Here is an 18,955-nt window from a genome sequence, read left to right on the forward strand (position 1 = left end):
GACACGCAGGGCGTCAGCCTCGCGCCTTGCCGAACACCGTGCGGTAGGTCAACACATTGAACACCAGCACCACCGGCACGCCGACGATCGCGCCGGCCAGGGTCATGCGCATCGAGGCCACCGAGCCCGCGCTGTCCCAAAGAGTCATGTCGTCCAGCACCAGGTAGGGAAAGAAGCTGTAGGCCAATCCGGCCAGCATCAACAGATAGAGCGCCACGCACAGGGTGAAAGGCAGCCAGCTGCGCTGCTGGTCGGGCTTGGATGCCAGTCGGGCCAGTGCGATTTCCATGCCGACGAAACACATCAGCATCACGGCCCACATCGTGGCTGCGAAACCCAAGTGCTGCACGTCGCTCCATTTGGCGAACACGCCCGAGTTGACCAGGCCCAGCGTCACGGCGATTGCCACCATGCCCACCGCCGTCCAGCGCACGGTATGGCGCGCCCAGACGATCGCGCGGCGCTGCAGCTCGCCCTCGACCCGCATCACCAGCCAGCAGGCGCCCAGCAGCGCATAAGCCGCCACGGCGCACACACCCACGAATAACGAAAAACCCAGGTAGCCCGCGTCCGCCTGGTAGCTGGTGACGATTCGACCCAAGGCCGCCCCCTGCCCCAGCGCCGCCAGCAGCGACCCCAACCAAAAGCCCAGTATCCAGCGCGGCTTGCGCTCGGTGCTGGCACGCAGGCGGAACTCGAAAGCCACGCTGCGCAGCATCATGCCCAGGGTCATGCAGGCCAGGGGACCATAAAGATTGCCCAGCACGGGTCCCCAGGCAAAAGGGAAAGCCGCGCAGAACAGGCCCACGCCCAGCAACGGCCAGAATTCATTGGCATCGCGCCAGGCACTGAGCATGGACAGCATCTGCGGCCGCAATTCCGCCGGCGCCAGCTGCAGCAGCAGCCCCACGCCGATGTCAAAGCCATCGAACACCAGGGCTGCCGCGATCAGCAGCAGCAAAATGACCATGAAGACCAGGGGCATCCAGAAGGCCGGATCACTGATCGCGAGTCCCTGCGAAGCGGCCAGTTCGGCGATCATGCGGGGGCTCCCGTCGTCTTGCGCACCGGCACCACGCCGTAGCGCACCGCGTGCAACAGCATGCCCACGAAGGCCGAGATCAGCACCCCGTACAACGCACCATAGCCCGCGATACCGAGCAGCAAGATACCCGAAGCCGTCGGACTGAACACGTCGCTCAGGTTGATGCTGCGGTTGACCGCGAAGGGCAGCAGTCCCACCAGCGACACGCACCAACCCAGAACCACCAGCGCAGCGCCTGAGAAACTCATGCCCACCAGCATCTTGCGCCAGCGCGCTCCCAGCACCGACAAGTCCATGTGCCGCCTCAGGGTGCGAATCAAGGTCAGCACCGACGCCAGGCCCATCAACGTGGCCAGCAGCACCGAGGCGCGCAGCAGCCAGAACGACAGGGCAACCGGCGGACGCGGGCCGGTGAACTTGTCCAGCCCGAGATAGCCCTTGCTGTCGCGTCCCAGCCAGCGCCCGCCTGCGCCGTGGATGGCCAGCAGAACGCGGTTGGTCTGGGTGCGCGCGTCGGGCCAGCCCAACAGGATCAGTTCGGGTTCGTCGCCGCTGTGCCAATAACCCGCCAAAGCAGCGGCCTTGACCGGCTGATAGCGGCTGATGACATCGCCCATGCCCGAGGCCGCCAGGGCCTGCAGCAGGGAGGCCAGCACCGCAACGATCAAGGCTGTCTTGAAAGCGCAGCGCTCGCCGTCGCCGGGCGGGCGGCGCAGGGCCTGCAGCGCGGCAACGCCCATGATCATGAAGGCCGCGGCCAGCGCCGCGCCCAGCACGATCAGCAGCAGGGTCCAGCCGAAAGAAGGATTGAAGATCACCTGCAGCCAGTCATAGACCTGGTAGCGCCCGTCCACCATGGCGACGCCGTCGGGAGTCTGCATCCAGGAATGCACCGCCGCCAGCCAGGCCACGGCCAGGAACAGGCCCAGGGCCACCATGAAGACGGATAAGGTATGGACGGTGTCGGATACCCGCCGCTGGCCGAACAACATCACGCCCAGGAAGCAAGACTTCAGCACGAACACCGACAGCACGGCATAGCCCAGCAGCGGTCCGGCCACATTGCCGATCTTGTCCATGAGGCCGCCCCAGAGGCTGCCGAGCTGGGCCAGTACCGGCAGGCAGCCGGCCAGGGCCAGGACAAAGCACAGGGCGAAGATGCGCACCCAGAACCGGTAGGCCGCCGTCCAGCCAGCGTCGCCGGTCAGCCGGGCACGCAGCTTGAAAAACAGCAGCATCCATGAAAGCGCCAAGGCCAGAGCCATGAACAGCGCCAGAAAACTGAAGCTGGCCAGAAATTGGATCTCGGCCAGCAGGAGCGGGGTCATATCCATGATGGGCGCTAGTGTAGAGCCTGTTATGCAACGCGGATGACCGGGCCGCGCGCGGCCCGCAACGGTCTCGGGCCGCTCTCGGCGCGCGGACGTGGCAAAATTGACTCTTTGTTGCCGTTTTTCACCGAAAGCATGACCACTCCTGGCAAACTCAGCGACGCAAAACCGACGCCCGACGTATCCGGCAACGTAGCTGTCAACTACGCGGCCAGCAACTTCCTGCGCCCCATCATCGAGGCCGACCTGGCGGCCGGCCGCTATCAGGGCAAGCGCTGGTCCGGCCACCCCGGCCCGGCCACCTCGCAAAACCAGGGCCAGCCCGACCCGGCCAGGATCCGCACCCGCTTCCCGCCCGAGCCCAACGGCTATCTGCACCTGGGCCACGCCAAGAGCATCTGCGTGAATTTCGGACTGGCCGGCGAGTTCGGCGGCGTCTGCCACCTGCGCTTTGACGACACCAACCCCGAGAAGGAAGACCAGGAGTACGTCGACGCCATCGCCGAGGCCGTGCATTGGCTGGGCTTTGACTGGAAGGCCGATGGCAACGACAACCGGTACTACGCCAGCGACTACTTCGACTGGATGTACGAATTCGCTGAAGCGCTGATCCAGGCCGGGCATGCCTATGTGGACGCGCAGACCCCCGACCAGATCCGCGCCAACCGCGGCACCCTGACCGAGCCGGGCGTGAACTCGCCCTGGCGCGAGCGCCCCGCCGCCGAGTCGTTGGCCCTGCTGCGCGAGATGCGCGACGGCCAGCACCCGGACGGCAGCCTGGTGCTGCGCGCCAAGATCGACATGGCCTCGCCCAACATCAACCTGCGCGACCCGGTCATCTACCGCGTGCGCCACGCCCATCATCATCGCACCGGCGACGCGTGGTGCATCTATCCCATGTACACCTACGCGCATCCCATCGAGGACGCGCTCGAAGGCATCACGCACAGCATCTGCACGCTGGAATTCGAAGACCAGCGCCCTTTCTACGATTGGCTGCTGGCCCGCCTGGCCGAACTGGGCAAGCTGAACCGGCCGCTGCCGCGCCAGTACGAATTCGCCCGGCTGAACGTGACCTACGTGGTCACCAGCAAACGCAAGCTGCTGCAACTGGTCAGGGAAGGCCATGTCGACGGCTGGGACGACCCTCGCATGCCCACCCTTTTCGGCCTGCGCCGGCGCGGCTACACGCCCTCGGCCATACGCCTGTTCTGCGACCGCACGGCCGTGTCCAAGTCCGATTCGCGCATCGAATACAGCCTGCTGGAGCAGGCCGTGCGCGACGACCTCGACCCTGTCGCGGCGCGCTCGGTCGCCGTGCTGGATCCGATCAAGCTGGTCATCACCAACTACCCAGAAGGCCAGTCGGAGATGTGCCAGGCCCCATGCAACCCGCATGCGCCCGAGGCCGGCAACCGCGAATTCCCCCTGACGCGCGAACTCTGGATCGAACGCGACGATTTCCGCGAGGAAGCGCCCAAGAAGTACTTCCGGCTCTTTCCCGGCAACCTGGTGCGCCTGAAGTACGGCTATGTGATCAAATGCACCGGCTGCACCAAAGATGCCGCGGGCAATGTCGTCGCGGTGCAGGCCGAATACTTGCCCGAGACCCGCAGCGGCACCCCCGGCGCCGATAGCGTCAAGGTCAAGGGCAACATCACCTGGGTCAGCGCGGCGCATGCCGTGCCGGCCATCGTGCATCTGTACGATCGCCTCTTCGCCGATCCGATGCCCGATGCCGGCGACAAGGATTTTCTCGCCTGCCTGAACCCCAACTCGCGCCAGACTGTGCGCGCCTGGCTGGAGCCCGGCACGGTGGCCGCCCCCGGTGCCACCTGGCAGTTCGAGCGCCTGGGCTACTTCACGGCCGACCGCATTACCTCCACACCAGAAGCGCCCGTGCTCAACCGCATCGTCACGCTGCGCGATTCGTGGGGGGTTTGATGGGCGACGAATTTGCCTTGGATTTCAAAAGCGCCACGCTCTACACCGTGCGCCTGATGCTGCACAGCGCCGACCCCGCGCGCATCGAGGCGGCGCTGACGCAACGCATGAAGGATGCCGGCGGATTCTTCGAGAACGAACCCGTCGTCGTCGACGCCAGCCGCATCGAGGACGGCATGGTGGACTGGCCACGCCTGCTGGCCGCCTTGCAGGACCACAAGCTGCCCGTCATCGGTGTCGTGGCCGAATCAGGCAATCTGCAGGCCGCTCGCGCGGCGGGCCTGGTGCCGGTAGACCTGTCCACCACGGCGCCACGTGCGGCGATCGCGCAACCGGCCCCGGCCGAGCCTGCCCAAGCGCAACAGCCGCCCGCCGCCGCGCAGGAACTCTCCGCCGAGGCGCCCGCGCCCGCCACCGCGGCCATGATCGTCAACCGCCCCCTGCGCTCGGGCCAGCGCATCTACGCACGCAACACCGACCTGGTGGTGATAGGCATGGTGAGCCAGGGCGCCGAGGTCATCGCCGACGGCAATGTGCATGTGTACGGACCGCTGCGCGGCAAGGCCATGGCCGGCGCGCGCGGCGACACCTCGGCCCGCATCTTCACCACGCAGCTCGATCCCGAACTGTTGGCGGTGGCCGGCGTCTACCGGGTGATCGAGGAAAAGCTCGACGCCCAGGTGCACGGCAAGCCGGCGCTGGTCTGGCTGCAAGGCGAAACCCTGAAAATCGAAGCGCTGGGCGAATAGAAGAAAATACCCCCATACTGCGTCTTTCAGGCCTGCCGCCCGCCTCGCGAACCGCGCGCCGCCCGGACTTGGCCAGGCACAGCCCCCCTAAGGGGCGCTTCGGGTTTGGACGGCCCGGCGGCAAAGCGGGATGCACCCGTGAACAGAAGGTATGCCCGCCACACATTTGGAAAAAAGCCTGCGGTGCTTTTTGCTTTACCATAACTCGGTTTTTTCATCAGTGAATTTCATAATTAAAGGGACCCAACGGTCATGACACGCATCGTGGTGGTGACTTCCGGCAAGGGCGGCGTGGGCAAGACCACGACCAGCGCCAGCTTCTCTTCCGGCTTGGCCATGCGCGGCCACAAGACCGCCGTGATCGATTTCGACGTGGGCCTGCGCAACCTGGACCTCATCATGGGCTGCGAACGCCGCGTGGTGTACGACTTCGTCAACGTCATCCAGGGCGAGGCCTCGCTCAATCAGGCCCTCATCAAGGACAAGCAGCTCGAAAACCTCTTCGTGCTGCCCGCCTCGCAAACCCGCGACAAGGATGCGCTCACCCAGGAGGGCGTGGGCAAGGTCATGGACGACCTCAAGGAAATGGGCTTTGACTACATCGTCTGCGACTCGCCCGCCGGCATCGAGACGGGCGCGCTCATGGCCGCCTACTTCGCCGACGACGCGCTGGTGGTGACCAACCCCGAGGTTTCCTCGGTGCGCGACTCGGACCGCATCCTGGGCATCCTGGCCGCCAAGTCCAAGCGCGCCGTCGACGGCGTCGAGCCGGTCAAAGAATACCTGCTTCTCACCCGCTACAACCCCAAACGCGTCAGCGAAGGCGAAATGCTCTCGCTCACCGACATCGAGGACATCCTGCGCATCAAGCTCATCGGCGTGATCCCCGAGTCCGAGTCAGTGCTGCAGGCGTCCAATCAGGGCTTGCCCGCCATTCACCTGAAAGGCACCGACGTGGCCGAGGCCTACCAGGATGTGGTCGCGCGCTATCTGGGCGAGGAACGTTCCCTGCGCTTTACCGACTACAACAAGCCGGGACTGCTCAAGCGCTTTTTCGGGGGGAAATGACCCATGGCCTTTCTGTCTCTGTCCAGCCTGTTCGGCCAGAAGAAGAACACCGCGTCGGTCGCCAAGGAACGCCTGCAGATCATCCTGGCGCACGAGCGCTCGGCGGGCCAGAGCGCCGCGCCCGACTACCTGCCTCAGCTGCAGCAGGAGCTCATCGCGGTGATCTCCAAGTACGTCAAGATCAATCCCGAAGACATCAAGGTCAACGTCGAGCGGGAGGACAACCTCGAAGTGCTGGAAGTCAAGATCGAGATGCCGCAGGCCGGAGTCTGAACCCTGCCGTCAGAGCTGCCGCGCCCCCCGCGCGGCGGGCGGATAGGCTTGGCCGATCAGCTGCGACAGCCACTGCATGAACACGCGCAGCCGCAAGGGCGCGTGCCGCCGGTCCGCGTAAAGCAGTGTCACCGGCAGCGGCGCGGCCCGCCAGTGCGGCATCACTTCCCGCAGTGCCCTCGAAGCCAGATGATCCCGCAGGCCATAGGCCGGCGCCTGGATCATGCCCAGTCCGGCCAGACAGGCTGCCTGATAGGCATCCACCCCGTTGACCGTCAGCACACCGCCCATGGGCACGTGCGCATAGCGCTCGCCGTCGAAATACTGCCAGCCCGGGTCGCGCGCGCTCGGCGCCGCCGCGTACATGACCAGCCGATGCTGGCGCAGATCGTCCAGCGTGCGCGGCTCGCCGAATTTTTCGAGATAGCGCGCGCTGGCGCAGTTGACCTGCGGCAGCGCGCCCAAGGGCCGGGCGATCAGCGTCGACTCACGTACCGCACCGACCCGCAGCACGCAGTCGAAACCCTCGCGCAGCAGGTCCACGGATCGATCGGTGGTCGACAGATCCAACTCCAGGCCGGGATGCTGCTCGAAAAAAAACGGCAAATGAGGAATCACCAGCGCACAGGCCAGCGAATGCGGCATGTCCACCCGCAGCCGGCCGCTGACGGTCTTGTCCGTGGAAAACAGCGAGTCCAGTTCGCCGATGTCGGCCAGGATGTCCTTGCAGCGATCCAGGCACATGCGGCCTTCCTGTGTCAGCGCCACACGGCGCGTGGTGCGCGTGAACAGGCGCGCGCCCAGCCGGGCTTCCATCTGCTTGACGGCGTTGGACACCGAGGCCTTGGGCACGCCCAGGATGTCGGCCGCCTGCGTGAAACTGGCAGTTTCCGCGGCCTGGACAAAAAGCCGCATCGCATCGTAGTGATTCATGGTCGAGGTGGCGCGATAGGTTTATTGTTATTTTTTCTTGAACAGAAAAAACATTTTTACCTTATTTATCCATTCAAATCATCCAATTAAGATGCACTCCACCGCCCCCGCTTCCAGGGCGCATCCCACCAGGAGTCATCCATGTCCCGCAAGATCCTGCTCATCACCGGCGCCAGCCGCGGTCTGGGCAAAAGCACTCTGCTGCATGCCGCCCGCCGCGGCATCGACGCCCTCTTCACCTACAACAGCAACCAGACCGAGGCCGACAAGGTCGTGGCCGAAGCCGCCGCCCTGGGTGCCCGTGCCGTGGCCTTGCAGCTCAATGTGGAAGAGGTCGGCTCATTGCCCGCCTTCGCCCGCCAGGTCAAGGAAACGCTGGCCCGCCACTGGCAGCGCGAAAATTTCGACTACCTGGTCAACAACGCCGGCACCGGCGTCAACGCCAGCGTGGCCGAGACCACCGAAGCGCAGTTCGATGCCATGCTGCGCCAGCACCTGAAGGGTCCGTTCTTCCTCGTCCAGGCACTGCTGCCGCTCATTGCCGACGGCGGGCGTATCGTCAATCTGTCCAGCGGCCTGACCCGCTTCTCGCTGCCAAGCTTTGCCGCCTATGCGTGCATGAAGGGCGGCGTGGAAGTGCTGACGCGCTATTTGGCCCAGGAACTGGGGCCGCGCGGCATCGCGGTCAATACCGTGGCCCCGGGGGCTATCGAGACCGACTTCGGCGGCGGCGCGGTGCGCGACAACACCCAGATGAATGCAGCCATCGCGCGGCAGACACCCCTGGGCCGCGTCGGCCTGCCGGACGACATCGGCGGCGCCATCTCGATGCTGCTGGCCGACGAAAACCGCTGGATCAACGCGCAGCGGATCGAGGTATCGGGCGGCATCCACTACTGATCCGCCTGCGCCCCCTGAAAGTAAAAACGCCCGAGACCTGAGCCTCGGGCGTCGTGGCTTGGGTGCGACAGATTAGTGGGTGAGCAGATCGCCGATGAGACCGCCGGCCGCCGCACTCCCCACGGTGGCGACCGCGCCGCCGAAGATGACGGCGCCGGCAACGGCGCCGATGGCGGCGCCACCTATCGTGGCCCGGGCATTGGGACTCATGCTGTCCCAGGTGGCGCAGCCCGACAGGGATGCCGCCAGCAGAACGACGAGACTCAGCCGGGAAAAAGTACGGACGGACATGGTGGGTGCTCCCGCTTCACTTTGATACTTAAAGTATTACATTAAGTTCGTTCGCAAGCCAAATGTCGGACCGGCAATTTGTATCCAACTCTGTATTTTTAACAATTATTTCAAGGCCTTGTAGCGCAACCGCCGGGGTTTGGCACCCTCTTCGCCCAGGCGCTTCTTCTTGTCGGCCTCGTATTCCTGATAGTTGCCGTCGAAAAACACGACCTGCGAATCCCCCTCGAAGGCCAGAATGTGCGTGGCGATGCGGTCCAGGAACCAGCGGTCGTGGCTGATGACCATGATGCTGCCGGGAAACTCGAGCAGGCCGTCTTCCAGCGCACGCAGGGTTTCCACGTCCAGGTCGTTGGAGGGTTCGTCCAGCAGCAGCACGTTGCCGCCGGCGATCAGTGTCTTGGCCATGTGCAGGCGGCCGCGTTCGCCGCCGGACAGTTGGCCCACCACCTTGCTCTGGTCGCTACCTTTGAAGTTGAAGCGGCCCAGGTAGGCGCGCGAGGACATCTCGAACTTGCCCACGGTGAGCAGATCGGCGCCGTCGGCGATCGCGTTGAACACCGTCTTCTTGTCTTCCAGTTCGTCGCGCGACTGGTCGACGTAGGCCAGTTTGACCGTCTGACCGATCTTGACCTCGCCCGAATCGGGCTGCTCGCGGCCGGCGATCATGCGAAACAGCGTGGACTTGCCCGCGCCGTTGGGGCCGATGATGCCGACGATGGCGCCGGGCGGCACCTTGAAGCTGAGGTTGTCGATCAGCAGGCGGTCGCCGTAGGCCTTGCTCACGCCGTCGAACTCGATGACCTCGTTGCCCAGGCGCTCGCCCACGGGGATGAAGATTTCCTGGGTCTCGTTGCGCTTTTGGTATTCGTAGGACGACAGCTCTTCGAAGCGGGCAATGCGCGCCTTGGCCTTGGCCTGGCGGCCCTTGGGGTTCTGGCGCACCCATTCCAGCTCTTTCTTGATCGTCTTCTGGCGGGCCGATTCGCTGGCCTCTTCCTGCTTCAGGCGCGCGTCCTTCTGCTCCAGCCAGGAACTGTAGTTGCCCTTCCAGGGAATGCCGTGGCCGCGGTCCAGCTCCAGGATCCATTCGGCGGCATTGTCCAGGAAGTAGCGGTCGTGGGTCACGCCCACCACGGTGCCGGGGAACTTGTGCAGAAACTGCTCGAGCCATTCCACGCTTTCCGCGTCCAGGTGGTTGGTGGGTTCGTCCAGCAGCAGCATGTCGGGCTTGGACAGCAGCAGACGGCACAGTGCCACGCGGCGTTTTTCGCCGCCAGACAGCACGCCGACATTGGCGTCCCAGGGCGGCAGGCGCAGCGCGTCGGCGGCAATTTCCATCTGGTGTTCGATGTCGTCGGCGCCGCTGGAGGCGGCCGCCGCGATGACGGCTTCCAACTCGGCCTGCTCGGCGGCCAGCTTGTCGAAATCGGCATCGGGTTCGGCGTAAGCGGCGTAGACCTCGTCCAGGCGCTTTTTGGCGGCCATCGCCGCGCCCAGCCCCTCTTCCACCGCCTGGCGCACGGTGTGCTCGGGATTGAGTTGCGGCTCCTGCGGCAGGTAGCCGATGTTCAGGCCCGGCAGAGGAATGGCTTCGCCTTCGATTTCCTTGTCCACGCCGGCCATGATCTTGAGCAGGGTGGACTTGCCCGAGCCGTTCAGGCCCAGCACGCCGATCTTGGCGCCAGGGAAAAAGGACAGAGAAATGTCGCGCAGGATCTGGCGCTTGGGCGGCACGATCTTGCCGACGCGATTCATGGTGTAGACGTATTGGGCCATCGCGGATCGGTAGGAAAATTGCGGAGAAGGCCGCATTTTAGGCTGTCCGCCCGGACGGCATGAATCACGCAGGATCGGCTGACCGCCGGATCGCCCTCAAAGGCCACACAAGGAAATGATATAATATTCCAAAATAATCTTTTCCAACCCCGCCTCCTACGCCCAACGCCATGTTCCGACTACGTCTTGCCGCCTGGCTCGCCGCCGGCCTGTCTTTGCTGCCCGCCTGCGCTGGGGCCGCCCCCGTCGCCATCGTCGCCGCCGAGAACTTCTACGGCGATCTCGCTCAGCAGATCGGCGGGCGCGACGTGACCGTCACCAGCATCCTGCAATCGCCCGACCAGGACCCGCATCTATTCGAAGCATCGCCCTCGACGGCGCGCAGCATCGCCACCGCGCAGATCGTCGTGCAAAGCGGCATAGGCTACGACGACTGGATGGCCAAGCTGGCTCAGGCATCCCGTGCCGGCGCGCCGAAATTGCTCGTGGTCGCGCCCCTTGCCGCACGCCGGGACGGCGACAACCCGCACATCTGGTACGACCCGCAGACCATGCTCACCTACGCAGCCGTGCTGACTGAAAGACTGGCCGCGGCCGACCCTGCGCACGCGGCCGATTTCCGCAAGCGGCTGGCCGGCTTTCAAGCCTCCATGCACCCCGTGCTGGAGAAGATCGCGGCCTTGCGCACGCAATATTCCGGCACGCCGGTCACGGCCACCGAGCCCGTGTTCGGCTATTTGATGGACGCAGTAGGCCTGCGCAACCGCAATGCCGCGTTCCAGGTCGCGGTGATGAACGACACCGAACCCAGCGCCTCGGACTTGGCCGCCTTCGAACAAAGCCTGCAGACGCGCGCCGTTAAACTGCTGGTCTACAACAGTCAGGCCACCGATCCCCTGGCCGACCGCATGAAGACCGTTGCCCAGCATTCCGGCGTTTCCGTACTTGCCGTCACCGAGACCGAACCGCAAGGCATGACCTACCAGTCCTGGATGCTGGACGTACTGAACAAACTGCAGCAGGCCCTGGCGAAATAAATGCCGACCAACGCCATCGAACTGGAACACCTGCGCCTGGTCCTGGGAGGCCGGCTCGTGCTGGACGATGTGAGCCTGGAAATCGGCGCGCGTGAATTCGTCGGCGTGCTGGGCGCCAACGGCGCCGGCAAGACCACCCTCATGCGCGCGCTGCTGGGCCTGATCGAACCGGCAAGCGGAAGCATCCGTGTACTGGGCGAAGCCGCGCGGCGCGGCAACCCGGCCATCGGCTATCTGCCGCAGACGCGCAGCGCCCTGCCCGGCGTGCGTCTGAGCGGCTGGCACATGGTGGCCTGCGCACTGGACGGACATCGCCCGGGCCTGGCCCGGCATGACAGGCAGGCGCGCCGCGAGATCGACCGGGTGCTGGATCTGGCCGGCGCCCGCGAACTGGCCGACCGCCCCATCGCCGAGCTCTCGGGCGGCGAGCGCCAGCGCTTGCTGCTGGCGCAGGCGCTGCTGGGCCAGCCCCGCCTGCTGCTGCTGGACGAACCCCTCATCAGCCTGGACCCGCGCCGCCAGCAGGACTTGATCCGACAAGTGAAATCCCTGCAGACCGCGCTGGGCATCACCGTGTTGTTCAGCACGCACGAGCTCAACCCGCTGCTGGGCGCGCTGGACCGCGTCCTGTACCTGGGCCAGCGCCATGCCGCCCTGGGAACGGTGCAGGAAGTGATCACCGGCCCCGTGCTCTCGCGCCTGTACGGCACGCCCATTGAGGTCGTGCATGCAGCAGGCCACATCTTCATCACGGCCGAAGGCATGGATGCCGACGGCGGCGCGCACCGGCACGACGACCACGAAGACCATCACCACCCCTGAGGCGCGCGACCGCCCCACACTGGATCAAGGACTCATCGTGTTCGCCTACGAATTCATGCGCAACGCCTACGCGGCCGCCGGCATCGTCGCCGTCGTGGCGGCCATGGTCGGTTACTTCCTGGTCCTGCGCGGCCAGACCTTCGCCGGCCACGCCCTGTCGCATGTGGGCTTTTCCGGCGCCGCCGGCGCCGCGCTGATCGGCCTGGCGCCACTGCAGGGCATGCTGGCCGCAGCCCTGGCCGGCGGCGTCTGCATCGGTCTGCTGGGCGAGAAGCTGGCGCAGCGCGACGTGGCCATCGGCATCGCCCTGTCGTTCTCGCTGGGCCTGGGCCTGCTGTTCCTGCATTTCTATACCTCGAACGCCACGCAGACCACGGCCCTGCTGTTCGGCAATGTGCTGGCCGTCTCCGCGCACAGGGTGCACGTGCTGCTGTGGCTGGGACTGGCCTGCCTGGCCGGGCTGGCGCTGATCTCCCGGCCCTTGCTGTTCGCCAGCCTGCAGCCCGAACTGGCCCAGGCCAAGGGCGTATCGCTGCGCCTATACGCCTCGCTTTTCATGGCTGTCGCTGCGCTGGCCACGGTCCTGAGCACCCAGGTTGTGGGCGTGCTGCTGGTCTTCTCGTTGATGGTCGGTCCTCCCGCCGCCGCGCAGCGCCTGACGCACCGCGTGGGCAGCGGCCTGGCGCTGTCGGCGGCGCTGGCCCTGGCCTCGGCCTGGCTGGGCATCGCCCTGGCCTACTGGACCGACTGGCCGTGCAGCTTCTGGATCACGACGCTCAGCTGCGTGGCCTACCTGGCCGCCACGGTGCGGCGCCGGCCCGCCCCCTAGGGACTGTCGACGCCCGGGCCGGTGCGCTGCCCGCCGGCGATGACCCGCTCCAGCGAGTGGCGCAGGTGGCGCTGCATGGCCGCCTGGGCCTGAATCGGGTCGTGGTCTTCCAGCGCTTGCAGTATGGCCCGATGCTCGTCGTGCGTCGTGCGCCAGGTGCTTTCGTCCTCGAAGTGACCGCGCAGCTTCTCCGACAAGGGACTGTGCCGGGCATCGAAGAGTGAAGCCACCGTGCGCACCAGCACCTCGTTGCCGGACATCTGCGCAATCGCGAGATGGAAGGCCCGATCGGGGGCGACCGGGATTCTTCCCGCCCTGACCTCGCGCACCATTTCGCTGTAGATGCCGCGCAGGGCCTTCAAGTCCTTGGGTTTGCAGAACGGCGCGACGCTGCCGGCGATCGCGCCCTCGATCACGCAACGCGCGCCCATGATGTCCAGCAGGCTCTCGCCCAGTTCGGCCTGGGAAAAGGCCGCCGCGCCCGGCTCGGGCGGCGTCGGGCACACATAGACCCCCGAACCCATCCGAATCTCGACCAGGCCCTCCAGTTCGAGCGCCACCAGGGCTTCGCGCACCGAGGGCCGCGACACGCCCAGCGTCTCGGCCAGCGCGCGCTCGGGCGGCAGGCGGCCGTTCGGCACGAACTCCGGCTGGGTGATCAGGTCGCGCAATGTGTCGGCGATCTGAAGATAGAGGCGGCGGGGATCGGAGGGTTTGGCTGTCATGTCCGGAATTTCCCGAGGTTTAGAGTAATTGGCTTGACCAATATGCCGGTTAATTTTAAATTTTTCAAATTGGTAAGGCCGGAAATTTGATAAATCAAGTTTGGTAAATCATTCAATGAAGACTGTTATCTGCGAACAACCCGGCCAGTTGGCCATGGCCGAACGCCCCGTACCGACCGCCGGCCCCGACGACGTACTGATCCGCATCCGGCGGGTCGGCGTCTGCGGCACCGATCTGCATATTTTCACCGGCAACCAGCCTTATCTCGCCTATCCGCGCGTCATGGGACACGAACTGGCCGGCATCGTCGAGTCGGCCCCTGCCGGCGCGCGCGTCGCGGCGGGAGACCCAGTCTACGTGATGCCTTATCTGTCGTGCGGGCGCTGCATCGCATGCCGCGCAGGCAAGGGCAACTGCTGTGTCAACATCAAGGTGCTGGGCGTGCACACAGACGGCGGCATGGCCGAATACCTGGCGGTGCCGCAGGCCTTCGTCTTCAAGGCCGACGGCGTCACGCTCGACCAGGCCGCGATGATCGAGTTCCTCGCCATCGGCGCCCACGCCGTCTCGCGCGCCGACCCCAGGCCCGGACAGCGCGTGCTGGTCGTGGGCGCCGGCCCCATCGGCATGGCGGTGGCGATCTTCGCCAAGCTGGCCGGCGCGCAGGTCAGCGTGCTCGACGGCCGGCAAGACCGGCTCGCGGTCTGCGCCGGCCCCCTGAAGGCAGATCACACCGTACTGCTGGACAGCACCGAGGCGGCGACCGACGCGGCCGAACTAGCCAGGATCACCGATGGCGAGTTCTTCGACGCGGTGTTCGACGCGACCGGCAACATCAAAGCCATGGAGCGCGGCCTGCAATTCGTCGCGCACGGCGGCAAGTACGTGCTGGTTTCCATCGTCAGCGACCGCATTTCGTTTGCCGACCCGGAATTGCACAAGCGCGAAACCACCCTGCTTGCCAGCCGCAACGCCACAGTCGCCGACTTCGAGAAAGTGCTCGATGCCATGCGCGCCGGCAAGATTGCGACCGCGGCGCTCAATACGCACACGCTCGAACTGGACACCCTGCCCGCCGAATTTCCCAAGCTGCTGGATCCGAAAGCCGGCGTCATCAAGGCGCTGGTAGCCTGCTGAGCCGGCAACCCGACGATGGGCAATCCGATCCTTCAATTCGGCACGAGCCGGTTCCTGCAGGCGCACGCCGACCTCTTCGTCTCCGAGGCGCTGGAGGCCGGCCGCGCGCTGGGGCACGTGACGGTCGTGCAGACGACCTCCAACCCCGAAAGCCGCGCCCGCGTCGATGCCTTGCGCGCGCGCAAGCGCTACGACGTGCGCATCCAGGGCATACGGCACGAAACGGTGATCGACACCACGGTAACGTGCCGCGCCATCGACGAGGCGCTCAACGCCGATGCCCACTGGCCCGGGGTGATCGAGCGCTTCGCACGCGACGCGCGGGTCGTCATCTCAAACACGGGCGACAGCGGCTATGCCTGCGATGCCGAAGACACCGCCGACCTGCTCAGCGACGGCGCGCGCGTTCCCCGCGGATTCGCGGCCAAGCTCGCAGTGCTGCTCTATGCGCGGTTCCGGGCGGGGGCCGAGCCGCTGACGCTGCTGCCCTGCGAACTCGTATCGAGCAACGGCGACACCTTGCGCGGCATCGTCGCCGATATCGCCCGCGCGTGGCACTGCGATCCCGCGTTCATCCGCTACATCGAGCAGGGCTGCGTCTGGGTCAATTCGCTGGTGGACCGTATCGTCTCCGAGCCGATCAGGCCTGTGGGCGCCTACGCCGAACCCTACGCCTTATGGGCAATAGAACGGCGCGCCGGCATGGTGCTGCCTTGCGGACACGAAGCAATAGTGGTCACCGACGACCTGCCGCGCTACGAGCGCCTGAAGCTGCTGCTACTCAACCTGGGCCACACCTGGCTGGCCGAGCGCTGGCAGGCCGACGGTCGCGACGCCGACGAAAACGTGCTGCATGCCATGCACGATCCGGTCCTGCGCGCCAGCCTCGAATCGCTTTGGCGGGACGAGGTGCTGCCGGTATTCGATGCGCTCGGCCAAGGCGAGCAGGCCCGCATCTACCTGCAGGAGGTGCGCGAGCGTTTCGAGAACCCCTTCCTCGATCATCGCCTGGCCGACATCCATCGCAACCAAGGGCAAAAAAAACTGCGCCGATTCAAGCCGGCGGTCGACCTGGCGCACGAGCTCGGCCTGCAAATCGGGCAGCCGCGCTTGAACCAGGCTCTGGAGCAATGCGCATGACACGGTAAATCGCCTGCAGGCATCGAGGCGGGACTTTCAACAATACAGATGCCGAAAAGAGGAGACATTTCATGAGAAAAATGCGTTGGATGGTGATATTTCTTTGCTTTCTCGCCATCGCCATCAACTACATCGACCGGGCGAACCTGGCGGTTGCCGCGCCGTCGATCGAGAAAGAACTGGGCATCGGCCCTGCCCAGATGGGCTTGATCCTGAGCGGGTTCTTCTGGACCTACGCGTTCATGCAGATACCGTTCGGCTGGTTCGCCGACCGTGTCGGCGCCCGCATCGCGCTGCCCATCGCGGTGGGCTGGTGGTCGATCTTCACGGCGGCCACCGCCGCGGTGTCGAGCGCCGCGGGCATGTTCGGCTGCCGGCTCCTGCTGGGCATCGGCGAAGCCGGCGCCTACCCCTCGTGCGCCAAACTCGTGAGCCAGTGGTTCAAGCCGCAGGAACGCGCCATCGCCACCAGCATCTTCGACAGTGGCTCGCGCGTCGGCTCGGCGCTGTCGATCCCGATCGTGGCGCTGATCATCAGCCAGCTCGGCTGGAAGGCGGCCTTCGTCATCACCGGCCTGCTCGGCGTGGTGTGGGTCATCGGCTGGTTCGCCATCTATCGCGGCCCGGCGCACGGCGATATGACCGGCGAGCACGACGTCGTGCCCACCGCCCCCAGGACGGCAGTCAAGGTGCCGCTGGGCTCGCTGTTTCGCCACCGCACGCTGTGGGGCATGATGCTCGGCTTCTTCTGCCTGAACTTCGTGATCTATTTCTTCATCACCTGGTTCCCGAGCTACCTGGTGCAGGCGCGCGGTTTCTCGCTGACCTCGCTCGGCACGCTGGGCATGATCCCGGCGCTGATGGCCATACCCAGCGGCTGGCTCGGTGGCTGGGTGTCCGATGCGCTGTACCGCCGTGGTTGGAGCCTGACCGCCGCGCGCAAGACCTGCATGGTCGGCGGCATGCTGATGTCCTCGATCATCACGCTGTCGGCCTTCACCACCAACACGTATCTGATGCTGGCGTTCTTCGGCATCGCCTACGGCAGCCTGGCCTTCGCGGCGGCCAGCATCTGGTCGTTGCCCAGCGACGTCGCGCCGACTCCGGACTATGTCGCTTCGATCGGCGGCATCCAGAACTTCGCCTCGAACCTGGCCGGCATCGTGATCACCACGTTCACGGGCATCATGCTCGCGATGACCAAGGGGTCCTTCACCATTCCGCTCGTCGTGGCAGGAGGATTCTGCTTCCTCGGCGCGTTCAGCTATCTCGTCCTCGTGGGCCGCGTCGAACCGCTGTCCATCGACGCGGCAAGCGACCGCTAGACCAAGACCGCGGGAGCCCGTCGCCGGCTCCCGCCTCTGCTGCTTTCGAGAACTTTCATGTCGACTCAAGCTTCTGCCAAACATGCGGCCATCCGCCTGCACCCCAACGACGACGTCGTCATCGCCACGCGCCAACTCATGTCGGGCACGCGCATCGATACGGAAGACCTGACCGTCTCGGGCCTGATTCCGCCCGGGCACAAGATCGCGACGCGCGCGATCAAGGCAGGCGAACCGGTCAAGCGCTACAGCCAGATCATCGGCGTGGCGAGCCAGGACATTGCGCGCGGGCAGCATGTGCACACGCACAACCTGGGCATGTCCGAATTCGAGCGCGATCACGCCTTCGGCATCGACACGCACCCGACGGTCTATGTGGACGAACCTGCCCATTTCATGGGCATACGCCGCGCGGACGGACGGATCGCGACCCGCAACTACATCGGCATCCTGACGAGCGTGAACTGCTCGGCGACGGTCGCCCGCGCCATCGCCGATCACTTCCGGCGCGACGTGAACCCGCAGGCGCTCATGGACTACCCGAACGTAGACGGCGTGATCGCGCTGACCCACGGACTGGGCTGCGGCATCGACATGCAGGGCGAAGGCATCGGCATACTGCGCCGCACGCTGGCCGGCTACGCGGTGCATCCGAACTTCGCGGCGGCGCTCTTTGTCGGCCTGGGCTGCGAAACCAACCAGATCGAAGGCGTGCTCGAATCCGGCGGACTGGGCGACAGCAGCCTCAGGCAGCGCAGCTTCACCATCCAGGACACCGGCGGCACGCGCAAGACCATCGCGCGCGGCATCGCCATGGTCAAGGAAATGCTCGAGCAAGCGAACCGCGTGCGGCGCGAACCGGTGCCCGCGTCGCACCTGTGCGTCGGCCTGCAGTGCGGCGGCTCGGACGGCTATTCGGGCATCTCCGCCAATCCCGCGCTGGGCGCGGCGGTCGACCGGCTCGTGCGGCATGGCGGCACCGCCATCCTCTCCGAGACCCCCGAGGTCTACGGCGCGGAACACCTGCTGACGCGCCGCGCGGTGAGCCCGGCCGTCGGCGAGAAACTGCTCAAGCGCATCGCCTGGTGGCAGGACTACTGCGCGCGCAACGGCGGCGAACTCAACAACAACCCGTCGGCGGGCAACAAGGCCGGCGGCTTGACGACCATCCTGGAAAAATCGCTCGGCGCGGTAGCCAAGGGCGGCACCACCGACCTGGTCGAGGTCTACGAATACGCGCAGCCGATCCGCGCCAAGGGCTTCGTGTTCATGGACTCGCCCGGCTACGATCCCGTTTCGGCCACGGGCCAGGTCGCCTCGGGCGCCAACCTGATCTGCTTCACCACCGGGCGCGGTTCCGCCTATGGCTGCGCCCCGTCGCCCTCGCTCAAGCTCGCGACCAACACGGCGCTGTGGATGCGCCAGGAAGAGGACATGGACATCAACTGCGGCGGCATTGTCGACGGCACGGCCGGCATCGATGAACTCGGGCAAGCCATCTTTCAGATGATGCTGGCCTGCGCCTCCGGCCAGCGCTCCAAGAGCGAGCTGCACGGTTACGGACAGAGCGAATTCATCCCCTGGCAAGTAGGCGTGGTGACCTGAACGGGCCGGGCGATGCCGCAT

At 65.7% G+C, this 18,955-nt stretch carries 18 protein-coding genes; 12 read left to right on the plus strand and 6 right to left on the minus strand.

Annotation, left to right across the window (positions count from 1 at the left end; all coding sequences use genetic code 11):
* Window positions 1–13 precede the first annotated feature (13 nt).
* Together H143_RS0102005 and H143_RS0102010 are read right to left on the minus strand one after the other, a co-directional pair.
* A complete protein-coding gene (locus tag H143_RS0102005) occupies window positions 14–1,042 on the minus strand; it encodes a cytochrome d ubiquinol oxidase subunit II (RefSeq protein ID WP_019936546.1) in 1,029 nt (342 codons plus the stop codon).
* Window positions 1,039–2,379 carry a cytochrome ubiquinol oxidase subunit I gene (locus tag H143_RS0102010; protein ID WP_019936547.1) on the minus strand — a complete coding sequence of 447 codons (1,341 nt, stop codon included), beginning with the start codon at window positions 2,377–2,379 and terminating at the stop codon, window positions 1,039–1,041. Before H143_RS0102010 ends, H143_RS0102005 begins: the two co-directional genes overlap by 4 nt.
* A 132-nt stretch (window positions 2,380–2,511) precedes the next feature.
* On the opposite strand from H143_RS0102010, the gene H143_RS0102015 reads away from it, so the two are divergent.
* From H143_RS0102015 to minE, 4 genes are all read left to right on the plus strand, one after another.
* A complete protein-coding gene (locus tag H143_RS0102015; RefSeq protein ID WP_081627112.1) occupies window positions 2,512–4,320 on the plus strand; it encodes a glutamine--tRNA ligase/YqeY domain fusion protein in 1,809 nt (602 codons plus the stop codon).
* On the plus strand, window positions 4,317–5,069 hold the full coding sequence (gene minC / locus H143_RS0102020) for a septum site-determining protein MinC (protein WP_369751053.1): 753 nt from the start codon (window positions 4,317–4,319) through the stop codon (window positions 5,067–5,069). The genes H143_RS0102015 and minC overlap by 4 nt, the downstream gene beginning before the upstream one ends.
* 252 nt (window positions 5,070–5,321) lie before the next feature.
* Entirely contained in the window at window positions 5,322–6,137 is an 816-nt protein-coding gene (gene minD / locus H143_RS0102025) for a septum site-determining protein MinD (protein ID WP_019936550.1), read from the plus strand.
* 3 nt (window positions 6,138–6,140) lie between these two features.
* Entirely contained in the window at window positions 6,141–6,410 is a 270-nt protein-coding gene (minE, locus tag H143_RS0102030; RefSeq protein ID WP_019936551.1) for a cell division topological specificity factor MinE, read from the plus strand.
* Between the two features lie 9 nt (window positions 6,411–6,419).
* Here minE and H143_RS0102035 read toward each other — a convergent pair whose 3' ends face one another.
* Window positions 6,420–7,343 carry a LysR family transcriptional regulator gene (locus tag H143_RS0102035; protein ID WP_019936552.1) on the minus strand — a complete coding sequence of 308 codons (924 nt, stop codon included), beginning with the start codon at window positions 7,341–7,343 and terminating at the stop codon, window positions 6,420–6,422.
* 141 nt (window positions 7,344–7,484) lie between these two features.
* Between H143_RS0102035 and H143_RS0102040 the strand changes: the two genes are divergently transcribed.
* Entirely contained in the window at window positions 7,485–8,243 is a 759-nt protein-coding gene (locus H143_RS0102040; RefSeq protein WP_019936553.1) for an SDR family NAD(P)-dependent oxidoreductase, read from the plus strand.
* Window positions 8,244–8,315: 72 nt separating this feature from the next.
* On the opposite strand, the gene H143_RS0102045 is transcribed toward H143_RS0102040, so the two are convergent.
* Together H143_RS0102045 and ettA are read right to left on the minus strand one after the other, a co-directional pair.
* A complete protein-coding gene (locus tag H143_RS0102045; RefSeq protein ID WP_019936554.1) occupies window positions 8,316–8,534 on the minus strand; it encodes a hypothetical protein in 219 nt (72 codons plus the stop codon).
* A 105-nt stretch (window positions 8,535–8,639) separates the two neighbouring features.
* Complete coding sequence (gene ettA, locus H143_RS0102050; protein ID WP_019936555.1) at window positions 8,640–10,313, minus strand: energy-dependent translational throttle protein EttA; 1,674 nt, start codon at window positions 10,311–10,313, stop codon at window positions 8,640–8,642.
* Window positions 10,314–10,483: 170 nt separating this feature from the next.
* Here ettA and H143_RS19770 point away from each other — a divergent pair, with 170 nt between their 5' ends.
* The 3 genes from H143_RS19770 to H143_RS0102065 are packed head-to-tail and all read left to right on the plus strand — an operon-like array spanning window position 10,484 to window position 13,001.
* Window positions 10,484–11,350, plus strand: coding sequence for a metal ABC transporter solute-binding protein, Zn/Mn family (locus tag H143_RS19770; protein WP_019936556.1), 867 nt, complete (start codon window positions 10,484–10,486; stop codon window positions 11,348–11,350).
* Complete coding sequence (locus H143_RS0102060; RefSeq protein WP_019936557.1) at window positions 11,351–12,172, plus strand: metal ABC transporter ATP-binding protein; 822 nt, start codon at window positions 11,351–11,353, stop codon at window positions 12,170–12,172.
* 37 nt (window positions 12,173–12,209) lie between these two features.
* Window positions 12,210–13,001 (plus strand): metal ABC transporter permease, encoded by a 792-nt coding sequence (locus tag H143_RS0102065; RefSeq protein WP_026349634.1) that lies wholly within the window; start codon window positions 12,210–12,212, stop codon window positions 12,999–13,001.
* Here the strand turns inward: H143_RS0102065 and H143_RS0102070 are convergent.
* Complete coding sequence (locus H143_RS0102070) at window positions 12,998–13,726, minus strand: FadR/GntR family transcriptional regulator (protein ID WP_019936559.1); 729 nt, start codon at window positions 13,724–13,726, stop codon at window positions 12,998–13,000. The two genes, H143_RS0102065 and H143_RS0102070, sit on opposite strands and share 4 nt — an antisense overlap.
* A 115-nt stretch (window positions 13,727–13,841) precedes the next feature.
* Here H143_RS0102070 and H143_RS0102075 point away from each other — a divergent pair, with 115 nt between their 5' ends.
* From H143_RS0102075 to H143_RS0102090, 4 genes are all read left to right on the plus strand, one after another.
* Window positions 13,842–14,864, plus strand: a complete 1,023-nt coding sequence (locus H143_RS0102075) for a zinc-binding alcohol dehydrogenase family protein (RefSeq protein ID WP_019936560.1) — start codon at window positions 13,842–13,844, stop codon at window positions 14,862–14,864.
* A 15-nt stretch (window positions 14,865–14,879) separates the two neighbouring features.
* The gene (locus H143_RS0102080; RefSeq protein WP_019936561.1) at window positions 14,880–16,004 is read left to right on the plus strand and encodes a D-mannonate oxidoreductase; all 1,125 of its coding nucleotides are present in this window, start codon (window positions 14,880–14,882) and stop codon (window positions 16,002–16,004) included.
* A gap of 71 nt (window positions 16,005–16,075) precedes the next feature.
* On the plus strand, window positions 16,076–17,329 hold the full coding sequence (locus tag H143_RS0102085) for an MFS transporter (RefSeq protein ID WP_026349635.1): 1,254 nt from the start codon (window positions 16,076–16,078) through the stop codon (window positions 17,327–17,329).
* A gap of 57 nt (window positions 17,330–17,386) precedes the next feature.
* Entirely contained in the window at window positions 17,387–18,934 is a 1,548-nt protein-coding gene (locus H143_RS0102090; protein WP_019936563.1) for a UxaA family hydrolase, read from the plus strand.
* Window positions 18,935–18,955 lie beyond the last annotated feature (21 nt).

The organism is Bordetella sp. FB-8, assembly GCF_000382185.1.
Classification (GTDB): domain Bacteria; phylum Pseudomonadota; class Gammaproteobacteria; order Burkholderiales; family Burkholderiaceae_B; genus Bordetella.